A 13,130-nucleotide genomic window follows, 5' to 3' on the forward strand; every position below is an offset into this window, starting at 1 on the left:
GGATTCTTGGATACTTATTAGTAAGCCTGATTCATCTGTTCTCTACATAACCCAGGGTCAATGAAATTTGCCTGGCTGTCTCGGTCAGATTGCTCAGCCATTCTTCTTGCAGGCGATCAGCCGGTGCAGAAATCGACAAGCCAGCAATCATTTTGCCGCTATCGTCATGAATGCCAGCGGCCATGCAACGTACCCCTAGCTCCAGCTCTTCATTATCCCTGGCATAGCCATTTTCCCGCACGGCGGCCAATTCTTTTTCCAGCTTGGCCAGATCGGTAATCGAGTTTTTATTGTGTCCAGCCAAACCTGTGCGGGTTGCATAGGCGCGTATTGCCTTGGGTTCATCCAGGGACAGGAATAATTTCCCGGTGGACGTCAGATGTAGCGGGGCGCGCCCACCTATGGCACGCACCACTTGCATGCCAGAGCGTTCTGAGAAAGCCCGGTCTATATATACAATTTCATCACCCTGGCGCACCGACAGATTAATGGTCTGATTGGTTTGACGATGCAGTGAACGCATGAATTCCAGCGCCGCTTCACGCACATTCAAGCGGCTTTTGACGATATTGCCCAATTCCAGCAAGCGCATGCCCAGGCGGTAAGAGCCTGTGTCGGCACGGTCTACAAAACGAGTGACCACCATGTCATTGAGGATGCGGTGCGCGGTGGAGGGGTGCAAGCCTGTGACTATGGCCAATTCCTTCAGACTGACCGGGTCCTGGTAGCGCGATAGGGCGTCCAGCAAGGACACCATACGTTCAATTACCTGGATGGAAGTTTTATCTGAAGGGGATGTATCGTTTTTCATATGGTGGTTGGTGCGCTGCAATATATAAGTTATACCACAATGTGAAATGATCGTCACTGCTTCGTCGCCAAAATGCAGCACTAAGCCTGATAGCTCACAAACGTGCTTGCATTAATTTAATTTGCAGCCGGTAAATTCCCTTGTTTGCAACGTCCAGTCCTGTAAAATTCGCCACCTGAGTGAAGCTAAGTTGGTCTGGCCTTCATCTGCAATGCCGCTTATTCAACAGCTGAGTTAACAGTTTATGTAATAGGTCGGGTAACAAGCTTAAGGAATAAAAATGTCTGAAAAAGAACAAGCTGTCAGTGAATTCAAAAGCAAGAGTGGACTGCGCCGCATATTTTCGGCCATCCTATACTCCATAGATGGTCTGTGTTCTGCCTGGAAAAATGAGCATGCTTTCCGCCAGGAACTGGTACTGGTCGTAACGGGTTCTATCGTCGCCCTGTTCTTGCCAGTATCGGCTTTTGCCAAATTGATGATGATTGCCGTATTGATACTGATATTGATCGTAGAGTTGATTAACTCTGCAATTGAAGCAGTGGTAGACCGCGTTTCACTCGAGCGCCACACCTTGTCCAAGAATGCCAAAGACTTTGGTAGTGCTGCTGTCTTGCTGACGGTCTTGATCGCCCTGGCAACCTGGACTGTGATCTTGCTGGACCGTTTTTACTATTGATGACCTGGCCCATGAATATGTCTATCATTGCAACGGCCAACCCTGAGCTGGAAGCTGAACTTACTGCTGCCATCAATAACAAGACCAAGCCCTTGGGTAGCCTGGGTCGTCTTGAGCATTTGGCGGCGCAAATAGGCTTGATACAGCAAACTACGCAACCTGCATTGCGTGAACCGGCCATCATGGTGTTTGCTGGTGATCATGGCGTGGTTGCTGAAGGTATTTCTGCCTTCCCCCAGGATGTGACATGGCAGATGGTAGAGAATTTTTTGGCAGACGGTGCGGCAATCAATGTCTTTGCACGCCAGAACGGCATCGCTCTGCATGTCGTGGACTCAGGCGTCAATCATGATTTTGGTAGCCGTGAAAAACTGCTGAACAGGAAAATTGCCGCTGGTACGCGCAATTTTGCCAAAGGACCAGCAATGACTGCTGAGCAATGCCAAGCTGCCATGCAAAATGGCAGGGAACTGGTAGCAGGCTTGTCTGGCAATGTGCTGGGTTTTGGTGAAATGGGCATAGGCAACACCACTGCCGCCGCCGCACTCATGCATAAACTGACTGGCATCCCAGTGGCTGATTGTGTGGGAGCGGGCACAGGTCTATCCTCCGATGGCATACGTCATAAACAAGCGGTGATAGAGGCTGCCACAGTATTGCATGATAGCGTGCATGATGCAGCAGCAGTACTGGCGACCTTTGGTGGATTTGAAATTGCCACCATGGTGGGTGCCATGCTGGCAGCGGCAGAACGCCGCATGGTCTTGCTGATCGATGGCTTCATCGTCAGCAGTGCCTTGCTGGTGGCGGCCAGAATGCAGCCAGCGATTATCGATTATTGTGTGTTTTCCCATCTGTCGGATGAAAGTGGCCATGCCCGCATGCTGCAGGCCCTGCAGGTCAAGCCAGTATTGCAACTGGATTTGCGCCTGGGTGAGGGTACAGGTGCAGCTCTGGTCTACCCTATGCTGCAGGCCGCGGTGAATTTCCTGAACCAGATGGCGACTTTTGCATCCGCTCAGGTCAGCGAAAAAAGCAGCGCTTGAAATAATTCCTACATTGCGGGAGCTGGTTTGCATCAACTACGCCTATTCTTGATTGCCCTGCAGTTTTTTACCCGTATCCCCATACCTGCCTGGGTGGGGTTTGAGCCCGACTGGCTGCGTCAGTCCTCCCGCTATTTCCCGGCAACTGGCTGGATAGTCGGCGCGGTCTGCGCTGCCGTCTATGTCGCTGCGGCACAACTGTGGCCGCATGCGGTGGCGGTGCTGCTGTCTACTATCGCTGGTATCTTGCTGACGGGCGCTTTTCATGAAGATGGTTTTGCCGATGTCTGCGATGGCTTTGGTGGTGGCATGACGCCAGAACGCGTGCTGGAAATCATGAAGGATTCACGGGTGGGTGCCTATGGTGCCATAGGGATTTTTCTGGTGCTGGCATGCAAGTTGACCTTGCTCATCAGCTTGCCTGCAAGGCTGGTGTTGCCAGCCTTGTTATTGGCGCATCCCTTGTCTCGCCTGGCCTCATGTAGCCTGATCTGGCGTATGCGGTATGCCCGCCATGAGGGCAAGGCCAAGCCACTGGCGCAAGAAATGCATGCGGCTGAGTTCCTGATCGCAAGCCTGACGGTGTTGCTACCCGCTGCTTTGCTACTGTATTACTTTCCAGTGCCTCTCAAGACATTGCTGCTGGCAATGGCTTTACTGTTCTTGCTGACCTGGCGTATGGCGCATATGTTTCAGCGCAGGATAGCTGGCTTTACCGGGGATTGCCTGGGTGCTACCCAGCAAGTGGCTGAGCTTGCCATCTACCTGGGTTTGCTGGCTTTTCAGGTGCCTTGAATGCGCCTGCATGTCATCAGGCATACCCAGCCCTTGATACCTGCTGGCCTGTGCTATGGTCAGGCTGATGTAGCTGTATCAGACGCGGCTTGTATCGCACTGGCGAATCAGCTTGCTACCCAATTGCCTGCTGGCTTGCCAGTATTTTCCAGTCCCTTGCAGCGCTGTGCCAGTCTGGCAAAGCTGCTGCATGCCACACCAAGATTTCATCCCGGCCTCATGGAAATCAATTTTGGCAATTGGGAAATGCAGGCTTGGGAGCATATCCCGCGCAATGAGATTGATGCCTGGGCTGCAGCCCCAGCCACTTACAGACCGGGTGGTATTGAATCAGCAGTGGATGTTGCGCAACGCGTCATCCTCTGGCTGACAGAATTGCGCCAGCTGGATTTGCCAGAAGCGATAGTCGTGACTCATGCTGGCGTCATGCGCACGCTAAGCGCCTGGCAGGATGGCATGAATGCGCAGGAGGTGGCGCAGGTGGTTTGCGCACAAAATCTCAGCTTTGCCTTTGGTGCGTATAAGGAAATACTGGTATTCCATCCATAATGCAGATAGTATTTACGCAAGACTTACACGAAAGCCATGAAAGCATGGCCATCGCATGATAGAACTCAGGAGATCACCCCGTATTACTGTCACCTGGCGCGCAGGTGTCAAGTTGCCTGATGGCAGGCTGCTGTTAGCCAGGGTGGTCAATCTGTCAGCAGAGGGTGTACTCGTGCATGTGCCTGAAAATCTGCTACCCCAGCGCACTTATCCCATGATGATAGAAATTCCCGGCATCTACCAGGAGGCGGACATTCATAAGGTCAGTTGCAAGGGCACGGTCAGGCATGCCATCCTCAGTGGTGAGGTTTATCATGTTGGTGTGCAATTGTCGGAAATGTCTGAGTTGCATGCGCAACTGGTCTCTGCCTGGATCTCCAAGACGGCTCATTTGGCCTGAAAACAGCACTTGTTTATAGGGAAATAGCTTTGTTTTCAACAAGTTAAATCAAGGCTGCATTCGCTTTGAAACTCAGCTTAACTTGCGGCTACCCTCATCTGTCTATAGAATGGCGGGGTTTTGGTGCTCGCGGATATGCTCATATCTGCGGTTAAACGGGAAACACTAAGCGCTTGCCCAAGTGTGCTGCCCCCGCAACGGTGTACAAGTTGCTGCGAATTGAACACATACCAGTAGTTCTAGCCCGCAGCCAGCCATTTTCCAATACCACTGTGCAATGTGCATGGGAAGGTCAGATGGTGATGCTTGTCAGCCCGGATACCGGCCAGAATACGTGAAGTAATACGGACGGGGAACTCCTGAAACAGAAACGCACTGTTTGTCGTTGCACATGGTGTTGAATCTTGTCAGTTCTTATTGCTTTGTTAAAAGTGGCCTGCGGGGACGTCGGCTGCTTGCTCCATTTTTTTTCTGAAATATCATGACAACTGTATTCAAACCACTCGCCCTCAGTCTGGCTCTAGCCGCTGCATTCCCTTCCGCTACCGTATTTGCGCAAGCTACTTCCGTCAGTACAGCCTCCAACGTGGTCATTACCGCTGGCCGTCAGACACAAGCTGCCAAAGACGTATTGGCTGACAATGTCGTTATCACTGCAGAAGACATCGCCAAATCCGGCGCGGCTTCCATTGTCGATCTCTTGCAGCAACAACGTGGTATAGAAATTACCCGCAATGGTGGCCCTGGTACAACAGCTTCCGTCTTCATGCGTGGTGGTAGTAATGCACAAAACGTGGTGCTGATTGATGGCGTGCGCATAGGTTCCTCTACTACTGGTGGCGCAACCTGGTCTGCCATACCATTGTCACAGATAGACCGTATTGAAGTCGTGTACGGTCCTCTGTCCAGCCTGTATGGTGCTGATGCCATGGGCGGTGTGATACAGATATTCACTAAAAAAGGTACGGGTGAAATTTCACCTACCGTATCAGCAGGTTTGGGCAGTTATGGCACACGCAAACTGCAGGCAGGTATCACAGGTTCTGTTGGCAGCAATCTCAGCCTTAGCTTGAGTGCGGCGCACGAAGAGAGCGATGGCTTTTCCGCCAGCAAGCCTGGGGCAGGCATGTATACTTATAACCCGGATAAAGATGGTTACAAGATGGATAGCTTCAATGGCCGTCTGGTATGGGAAATCAGCAAGGGTTATGAACTGGGCGCCAGCATTTTGCATAGCCGTAATGATGCGCAGTTTGATGCCGGTACAGCGCAAGATGACCGTAGTGTCTCGACACTGGAAACCATCGCCGTTTTTGGTCGCGGCAAGTTCACCGACAACTGGTCTGCATCCCTGCAATATGCTCAGGCTGCAGATAAAGGGTATACCGATGCATCCTATGGCAAGAGCCAGATTGATACACGTCAGGATAGCCTGAGCTTACAAAATGATATTCGTATCGGTAAAGACGTATTGCAATTGATTGCAGAAACACGTGAAGAAAAAGTTGAGTCTGTTTCTGGCGGTATTCCCGCAGCAGGCATCAATGGCAGGAAACGTACAACGAATTCCTTTGCTGCATCTTATGTATTCAAACAAGATGCCCACCTGGCCAGCGCCAGCATACGCAATGACCGCAGCTCACAATATGGCTCCAATACGACAGGCAGCGTCGCCTATGGTTACCGTTTAAACGAAGCTTTGCGTGTCAATGCCAGTTACGGCACCAGCTTCCGTGCGCCAACTTACAATGAATTGTATTACCAGGGTTATGGCGTTGCCACCAACAGACCGGAAAAAGCAAAGAATGCTGAAATTGGCCTGTATTATGAGCAGGGTGATACACAGTTGAGCGCAGTGTACTATCAAAACAAGGCAACTGATTTGCTGGTTACGGCGGGTAAAGATGTCTGTCCAACTGGTTATCCTTATGGTTGTGCCTATAACGTCAATAAGGCGACTTTGTCTGGCCTGACTATAGGCGGCACCACCCGTTTTGCTGACCTGACTTTGCGTGGTTCCATTGATATTCAGGATCCTAAGGACGACACGACCGGTAAACGCCTGGCACGTCGCTCCAAGCAACACGGTACTCTGGCAGTGGAATATGCTCTGCAAAAAGATGCAAAAATTGGCGTAGAAACCATCTATTCTGGTGATCGTTTTGATGATGCAGCAAATACTAGTGCCAGAGTGCTGGGTTCTTATAACTTGCTGAATCTGTATGCAACTTATGAAGTAGCAAAAAACACGACGGTACTGGCACGCTGGAACAATGCCCTGAACAAAGACTATGAACTGGCAAAAAATTATGCAACAGCCGGTTCCAATGTATTTGTTGGTGTGAATTACGGTTTTAAATAATTTGTACGTCAGTCAAGGGGCATATTTTAATATGGCCCTTGATACTGCCTGTTTTTACGATATGCAGGCCATGTCTTTGACGTGGTGCTGCATATCAATTAGCACTTTTCCCTCTGGGCCTGACCGATGATGACGTCTCTTTTTTCTGCACGACAGCGACTCCCGGTCAACAAGTCTGCGGCAGCTCAACGTGCCGGGCTGGTCCTCCCGATTTTACTGGCTGCTGCCATAGGCAGCGTGCTGATCGCCTGTGTTTGCGGTTCGGTCTCGCTGAGCTTTGCCGAGTTATGGCAAGCCTTGCTGGAATTGCTGTATGGCCAGCCTACCACCTTGCCGGGCAGCCTGCTGGACTTGCGCCTGGGCCGTGCCCTGACTGGTTTTGTCACCGGTGCTACCCTGGCGTTATCTGGCGTCATGATGCAAGCCTTGTTGCGCAATCCCCTGGCGGACCCCTATGTGCTGGGCATCTCTGGTGGTGCTTCAGTCGGCGCGCTGGCGACCATATTGTTTTTTGGCTTGTCCTGGCTGGTCGATCTTGCCGCTTTCGCTGGTGCCATCAGTGTCGCTTTATTGCTGTTTGGTCTGGCTTATCATGATTTGCGTGGCGCTGGCAGCACCGATGGCAGTGCGCCTATTCTCTTGCTGACGGGCGTCATCGTCGCCACTGGCTGTGGTGCCGTGATCACCTTGATGCTGTCCATCGCACCTGATAGCCGTTTGCGCGGCATGGTGTTCTGGATGATAGGGGATTTATCGAATTCGCAATCGCGCTATTTGCCCTGGGTCATATTGGCGATCATCGCTGTGTTTGCCATGCGCAATGCCAGGTCCATCAATGTCGCTGCCATGCATGCAGACAATGCCAGTACTCTCGGTGTCAATATAGGCCGCCTGCGACAATTACTGTTTTTGAGCGCCGCCTTGTTGACTGCCAGTGCCGTCAGCAATGCCGGTAGCATTGGTTTTGTTGGCCTTATCATGCCCCATGCCTGCCGTTTTGCCTGGGGGCCGGATCACCGCTTGCTGATACCTGCCGCCAGCCTGGCAGGAGGCTGTTTTTTAGTACTGGCTGATACCGTGGCGCGTACTGTCGTCGCTCCCCAGCAATTGCCGGTAGGGGTGATCACTGCCATGGTGGGCGTGCCGGTATTCCTGCTGCAACTGCATCAACTGCGGCGGAGGCGTTAATGGATATCCGCGCCCTGAATTTATCGGTAGGCAAGCGTGTCCTGGTACGTGATTTGAATTGGCAAGTGCAGCCTGGTGAATGCTGGTGCATCATAGGCCGCAATGGCGCGGGTAAAAGCACCTTGCTGCGTACCTTGGCAGGCATGCGCACTGTAGAAAGTGGTCAGATTTATTTGCAGGACAAGCGCCTGCAGGATTGGTCATTGACGCAACTGGCACGCCAGCGTTCTTTTTTACCGCAAGCCCGGGCTGATGCTTTTGGTTATTCTGCACTCGACACTGTTCTGAGCGCGCGCCATCCTTACCAGGATGCGCATTATTGGGAAAACAGTGAAGACATGGACTTTGCCATGGCGGCGCTGGCTGAGCTGGATGTCGCTGACCTGGCCGAGCGTGATGTACGCAGCCTGTCTGGCGGCGAAAGACAGCGTGTCGCCATCGCCGCCTTGCTGGCCCAGGATGCCAGATGGATGCTGCTTGATGAACCAGCCAATGCTTTAGACCTGGGGCATCAGGTCAGCGTCATGCAACTCTTTGCCCGCCTGTGTCGTGAGCAAGGCAAGGCAGTCATCATGGTAAGCCATGATTTGAACATGGCCTATCGTATTGCCACACATGCCCTGTTGCTCATGGGTGATGGTAGCTGGCTGGCCGGGCCTGCTGAAGATATCTTCAAGGTGTCATCGCTGAGTACTTGTCTTGGACATCCCATAGAACGCATCACCCACGGTGAGCACAGCTTATTTCTCCCGCAAAACTGAAGATTACTATGACTGAAACATCGCCCAAGCCAGACACCCCGACTGACAACATCAACACCCGTCATGAACGTCGCATGCAACGCAAAAAGGTGATGATGGATGAAAAGATAGAAAAGGCGCAACGCAAGACCGGCGTCTTGCTGGTACATACCGGCAATGGCAAGGGTAAAAGCTCCAGCGCATTTGGCATGGTCATGCGTGCCATGGGACATGGCATGAAGGTAGGTGTGGTGCAGTTCATCAAGGGCGCAATGTCCACTGGCGAAGAAATTTTCTTGCGCCGCTTTCCTGATGAAGTTGAATTCCATGCCATGGGCGAAGGCTATACCTGGGTCACCCAGAACCGCGAACGCGATATGGAAAAAGCCGCCGCCGCGTGGGAACAGGCAAAACGCTTTTTGACTGATCCGACCATAGGCCTGGTCGTGCTGGATGAACTTAATATCGCCCTCAAATACCATTACCTGGATTTGCAGATGGTCATTGATGATCTCGATGGCAGGCCAGAAATGCAGCACGTTGCCGTCACCGGCCGCGGTGCCTTGCCAGAGATTATCGCGATTGCTGATACCGTCACAGAAATGAATGTTATCAAACATGCTTTCAAAGAAGGCATCGTGGCGCAGGCGGGCGTGGAATGGTAAGGCCCAGCGCCAAGGTCGTACTGATATCGGCCATTGCATCAGGTCAGGGTAAAACCACGACGACTGCAGCACTGGCGCGCAAGCTGGTGAAGCTTGGAAAGACGGTACGTGTATTTAAAACCGGTCCAGACTTTATCGACCCCATGATGCTGGAGCGTGCCTGCGGCTCTCCGGTACATTCACTGGATTTGTGGATGGTAGGGCAGGCTGATTCCGAAGGCATGCTGGCACGCGCAGCGCTGGATACCGATGTTATTCTCATCGAAGGCGTCATGGGCTTGTATGACGGCAACCCCTCATCGGCTGATCTGGCGCGTGCCTTTGGCGTGCCCGTCGTGGCGGTACTCGATGCTTCTGCCATGGCACAAACTGTCGGGGCACTGGCCATGGGTTTGCGTGATTTTGGTCCTGTGCACCTGGCTGGCGTTATCGCCAACCGCATCGCCTCAGAAGGCCATGCCAAAATGGTGGCTGCTGCCATGCGTGATATACCCATGCTCGGCAGCCTGCACCGTCAGGAACAAGCCTTGCCTGAGCGCCACCTGGGTTTGGTGCTGCCACAAGAAGTGGATCACATCGAAGCCATACTTGATGCCATGGCCGACAGCCTGGAACTGGACATGCAAGCCTGGGGTGCCTTGCCGGATACCAGTTTTGAATTACGCGAACATGCATCACAGCATCTATCTCAATCAGCCGCCAACCTGGCTGGCAAGACCATCGCCATCGCGCGTGATGCCGCATTTGCCTTTATCTATCCAGCCAATATTGAATGCCTGATCGGGCTGGGCGCAGAGCTAATTTTCTTTTCACCTTTGGCAGATGAAGCGATACCGCCGCAAGCGGATGCTCTGTACCTGCCCGGTGGTTATCCAGAATTGCATGCAAAGACGCTGACGCAGGCCAGCAACTGGCTGACGTCGCTGCACGCTGCCCATACGCAAGGCATGCCTGTATTGGCTGAGTGCGGCGGCATGATGGCGATCACTGAAGGTCTGGTAGACAAACAGGGGCAAAGCTGGTCCATGGCAGGTATTTTGCCAGGTAAGGTCATCATGCAAGAAAGACTGGCAGCGCTGGGCGCACAAGCCTGGACTACATCGCAAGGTGAATTGCGCGGGCATACTTTTCATTATTCACGCTTTGAAACGGCATTGACTGCCAGCAGCCATACCATCAAGCACTCTACCCAGCAGCAGGGTGAAGCTATTTACCGTGTCGGCAATGTACGTGCTTCTTATTTTCATGCCTACTTTGCATCCAATCCAGCGGCAACGGCTGCGTTGTTCTTGAGAGACGTAATATGAAACCCGCGCTCCGTACCAGCCTGATTTTTGGTGGTGCGCGTTCGGGCAAGAGTGCCTTTGCCGAGCAACTGGCGGGCAGACTCAGTGATGGTCAACAAGAAGTGTTTTACCTGGCAACTGCCAAGGCAGGTGATGCTGAAATGCAGGAGCGCATTACCCATCACCGCGCACGCCGCCCCACACATTGGGGCACACTGGAACAAAGCCTGGAACTGGGCGCGACCATCATGGCGCATAGCCGCGCAGACAATATCATCCTCGTCGATTGCCTGACGGTCTGGTTGTCGAATCTCTTGTTTTCAGAAACGACAGATTTCCCTGAGATAGGTCACATCAAGCCACCAGCACAATTTGCCGTGCAACGCCAGGCCTTGCTGGATGCACTGTTGCAGGCACCCGGGCAGATTATCCTGGTGTCGAATGAAGTCGGCATGGGCATAGTCCCTATGGGAGCAGTGTCGCGCTGGTTTGTCGATGAAGCGGGGCGTTTGAACCAGGCCGTAGCGGCCATCGCAGACAATGTGGTCTGGGTCGCTGCCGGTTTGCCGCTGTATTTAAAAGGCCAGCCATGCTGATGCAAGATGGCCTGTTCATGGTGTTGTGCCTGCTGCTGGGCATTTTGCTAGACCTTGCGCTGGGTGAGGTGCGCAAATTTCATCCGCTGGTGGGTTTTGGTAATCTGGCCAATGCCATAGAACGCCGTCTGAACACGCCAACAGCTAGCCGCTGGACCGGTGCTCTGGCATGGTGCCAGGCGGTTTTGCCACTCATTGCATTAAGTGTAATCGCGATTTTGTTTGCACAACATGTCAGTCTGTGGCTGACCGCTATATTGCACATCATATTGCTGTATTTTTGCCTGGGTTTGCGCAGCCTGCACGAACATAATGCCGCCATCGCTACTGCCTTGCAGGACGGTGATTTGCCAGAAGCCAGAAAACGCACTTCGTATATCGTCAGTCGCGATACAGAGGATGCAGACGAGGCTTACCTCGCCAAGGCCAGTGTCGAATCTGTATTGGAAAATGGCTGCGATGCTGTCTTTGCCACCTTGTTCTGGTTCATCTTGCTCGGTGGCCCTGGTGCAGTCTTGTACCGCCTTGTGAATACTCTCGATGCCATGTGGGGTTATCGCTCCGTGCGCTTCCTGCGTTTTGGTTGCGTGGCCGCACGCATGGATGATGTCATGAACTGGATACCTGCACGACTGACTGCATGCACCTATGCGACTTTGGGCAAGACCCGTCTGGCATGGCAATGCTGGCAGCGTCAGGCACCTGACTGGCCCAGTCCGAATGCGGGCCCGGTGATGGCCGCTGGTGCTGGGGCGCTTGGTCTGGCGCTGGGTGGTGCAGCCAGTTACGACGGTGTGGCAGAGGTCCGCCCACCGCTGGGTGAAGGCGATTCAGCAAAGGCGCTAGATATTTTTCGTGCTCTGCGTCTGGTAGAAACTGGTGCAGCCTTGTGGTGTGGTATAGCTTTGCTGGCAGTCTTATTTTTGAGTGGAGTCATCCATGCTTGAACACGGTGGCAACCTGCGTGATGCAGTGAGGCATTTTGGCCGTCCACTGGAAGACTGGCTAGACTTATCGACAGGCGTCAATCCTCACTTTTATCCGGCACCGCAACTGGCAGCGAATGCCTGGCATCGCTTGCCTGAATATTCCGATGCACTGGTGCAAGCGGCTCAGGCTTATTATCGCGCACCACAGATGCTGGCAGTGGCGGGATCACAAGCGGTCATACAGGCCTTGCCGCGCTTGCGCCCGGTAGCAAAGGTCGTCGTGTCTGCCCCTAGCTATGCAGAACATGCTTACCAATGGCGGCAAGCTGGTCATGCGGTAACAGAGTGCATATATGCAGAACTGGATGCAGCCGTCGAACACGCAGATGTCGTGGTGCTGTGCAATCCCAATAATCCTACTGGTGAATTCATTCCACCAGACCAGCTTTTGCATTGGGCTGCGCAATTGGCTGAACGCGGTGGTTGGCTGGTGGTTGATGAAGCCTTCGCTGATACCGTGCCCGATATCAACGTAGCGTCCCTTGCAGACCAGCCTGGCCTGATCGTCTTACGATCGGTAGGTAAATTCTTTGGCTTGGCAGGCATACGCCTGGGCTTCGTCGCTGCTGAAAAAAATCTGTTACTGCAATTGGCAAATTATCTTGGCCCCTGGAGTGTCAGCGGGCCAGCCCAGCAAATCGCCATCGCTGCCTTGACTGACCGGCAGTGGCAGGTGCAGACAGCGCAACTTTTGCAGCAAGAAGGCGAACGCCTGCGCCAGCTTTTGAATGCGCATGATATGCATTCATCAGGCACTGATTTGTTCCAGTGGTGCAGTCATGAAGACTTGAATAATCAATCGGAACAGTTGTGGCAATTCATGGCAGAGCGTGGCATCTGGCTGCGCTGGTTTGCGCAGGGGCCACACAGGCCGCATGGCTTGCGTTTTGGTTTGCCGGGGAGTGAGGCGGGATGGTTGCGTTTGGAGGCTGGCCTGGGCGAATGGGCGAAAATTCAAAACCACTCACCACAGAGACACCGAGACACAGAGTAAGCACAGAGAGAATTCAGAGATGTATTTCGT

14 protein-coding genes and 1 riboswitch are annotated in these 13,130 nt (G+C 53.0%); of the genes, 13 read left to right on the plus strand and 1 reads right to left on the minus strand.

Annotation, left to right across the window (positions count from 1 at the left end; genetic code table 11):
* Positions 1-31 precede the first annotated feature (31 nt).
* Positions 32-811: an IclR family transcriptional regulator gene (locus tag ACO0LF_RS23955; protein ID WP_423018584.1), complete on the minus strand. Its 780-nt coding sequence runs from the start codon at positions 809-811 to the stop codon at positions 32-34.
* Positions 812-1,091: 280 nt separating this feature from the next.
* Here ACO0LF_RS23955 and ACO0LF_RS23960 point away from each other — a divergent pair, with 280 nt between their 5' ends.
* The 13 genes from ACO0LF_RS23960 to cobD all read left to right on the plus strand — a co-directional run bounded on the left by ACO0LF_RS23960 (position 1,092) and on the right by cobD (position 13,100).
* Positions 1,092-1,490, plus strand: a complete 399-nt coding sequence (locus tag ACO0LF_RS23960; RefSeq protein WP_423018586.1) for a diacylglycerol kinase — start codon at positions 1,092-1,094, stop codon at positions 1,488-1,490.
* Between the two features lie 11 nt (positions 1,491-1,501).
* Complete coding sequence (gene cobT, locus ACO0LF_RS23965; RefSeq protein WP_423018588.1) at positions 1,502-2,536, plus strand: nicotinate-nucleotide--dimethylbenzimidazole phosphoribosyltransferase; 1,035 nt, start codon at positions 1,502-1,504, stop codon at positions 2,534-2,536.
* Positions 2,537-2,563: 27 nt separating this feature from the next.
* Positions 2,564-3,331 carry an adenosylcobinamide-GDP ribazoletransferase gene (locus ACO0LF_RS23970; protein WP_423018590.1) on the plus strand — a complete coding sequence of 256 codons (768 nt, stop codon included), beginning with the start codon at positions 2,564-2,566 and terminating at the stop codon, positions 3,329-3,331.
* Positions 3,332-3,880, plus strand: a complete 549-nt coding sequence (locus ACO0LF_RS23975; RefSeq protein ID WP_423018592.1) for a histidine phosphatase family protein — start codon at positions 3,332-3,334, stop codon at positions 3,878-3,880.
* A gap of 55 nt (positions 3,881-3,935) precedes the next feature.
* Positions 3,936-4,280 (plus strand): PilZ domain-containing protein, encoded by a 345-nt coding sequence (locus tag ACO0LF_RS23980; protein WP_423018594.1) that lies wholly within the window; start codon positions 3,936-3,938, stop codon positions 4,278-4,280.
* A 104-nt stretch (positions 4,281-4,384) separates the two neighbouring features.
* Positions 4,385-4,624, plus strand: a riboswitch (cobalamin riboswitch).
* A gap of 137 nt (positions 4,625-4,761) precedes the next feature.
* The gene (locus tag ACO0LF_RS23985) at positions 4,762-6,642 is read left to right on the plus strand and encodes a TonB-dependent receptor domain-containing protein (RefSeq protein ID WP_423018596.1); all 1,881 of its coding nucleotides are present in this window, start codon (positions 4,762-4,764) and stop codon (positions 6,640-6,642) included.
* A 129-nt stretch (positions 6,643-6,771) separates the two neighbouring features.
* Positions 6,772-7,830, plus strand: coding sequence for a FecCD family ABC transporter permease (locus tag ACO0LF_RS23990; RefSeq protein ID WP_423018678.1), 1,059 nt, complete (start codon positions 6,772-6,774; stop codon positions 7,828-7,830).
* The gene (locus ACO0LF_RS23995) at positions 7,830-8,591 is read left to right on the plus strand and encodes an ABC transporter ATP-binding protein (protein ID WP_423018598.1); all 762 of its coding nucleotides are present in this window, start codon (positions 7,830-7,832) and stop codon (positions 8,589-8,591) included. The genes ACO0LF_RS23990 and ACO0LF_RS23995 overlap by 1 nt, the downstream gene beginning before the upstream one ends.
* 8 nt (positions 8,592-8,599) lie before the next feature.
* Positions 8,600-9,235 carry a cob(I)yrinic acid a,c-diamide adenosyltransferase gene (gene cobO / locus ACO0LF_RS24000; RefSeq protein ID WP_423018600.1) on the plus strand — a complete coding sequence of 212 codons (636 nt, stop codon included), beginning with the start codon at positions 8,600-8,602 and terminating at the stop codon, positions 9,233-9,235.
* Entirely contained in the window at positions 9,229-10,542 is a 1,314-nt protein-coding gene (locus ACO0LF_RS24005; RefSeq protein ID WP_423018602.1) for a cobyrinate a,c-diamide synthase, read from the plus strand. The genes cobO and ACO0LF_RS24005 overlap by 7 nt, the downstream gene beginning before the upstream one ends.
* Positions 10,539-11,117: a bifunctional adenosylcobinamide kinase/adenosylcobinamide-phosphate guanylyltransferase gene (gene cobU, locus ACO0LF_RS24010; RefSeq protein WP_423018604.1), complete on the plus strand. Its 579-nt coding sequence runs from the start codon at positions 10,539-10,541 to the stop codon at positions 11,115-11,117. Before ACO0LF_RS24005 ends, cobU begins: the two co-directional genes overlap by 4 nt.
* Complete coding sequence (cbiB, locus tag ACO0LF_RS24015; protein ID WP_423018606.1) at positions 11,111-12,064, plus strand: adenosylcobinamide-phosphate synthase CbiB; 954 nt, start codon at positions 11,111-11,113, stop codon at positions 12,062-12,064. Before cobU ends, cbiB begins: the two co-directional genes overlap by 7 nt.
* On the plus strand, positions 12,057-13,100 hold the full coding sequence (gene cobD / locus ACO0LF_RS24020; protein WP_423018608.1) for a threonine-phosphate decarboxylase CobD: 1,044 nt from the start codon (positions 12,057-12,059) through the stop codon (positions 13,098-13,100). The genes cbiB and cobD overlap by 8 nt, the downstream gene beginning before the upstream one ends.
* Positions 13,101-13,130: the final 30 nt, after the last annotated feature.

Source organism: Undibacterium sp. Di27W, assembly GCF_049340345.1.
In the GTDB taxonomy this organism is placed as follows: domain Bacteria; phylum Pseudomonadota; class Gammaproteobacteria; order Burkholderiales; family Burkholderiaceae_D; genus Undibacterium.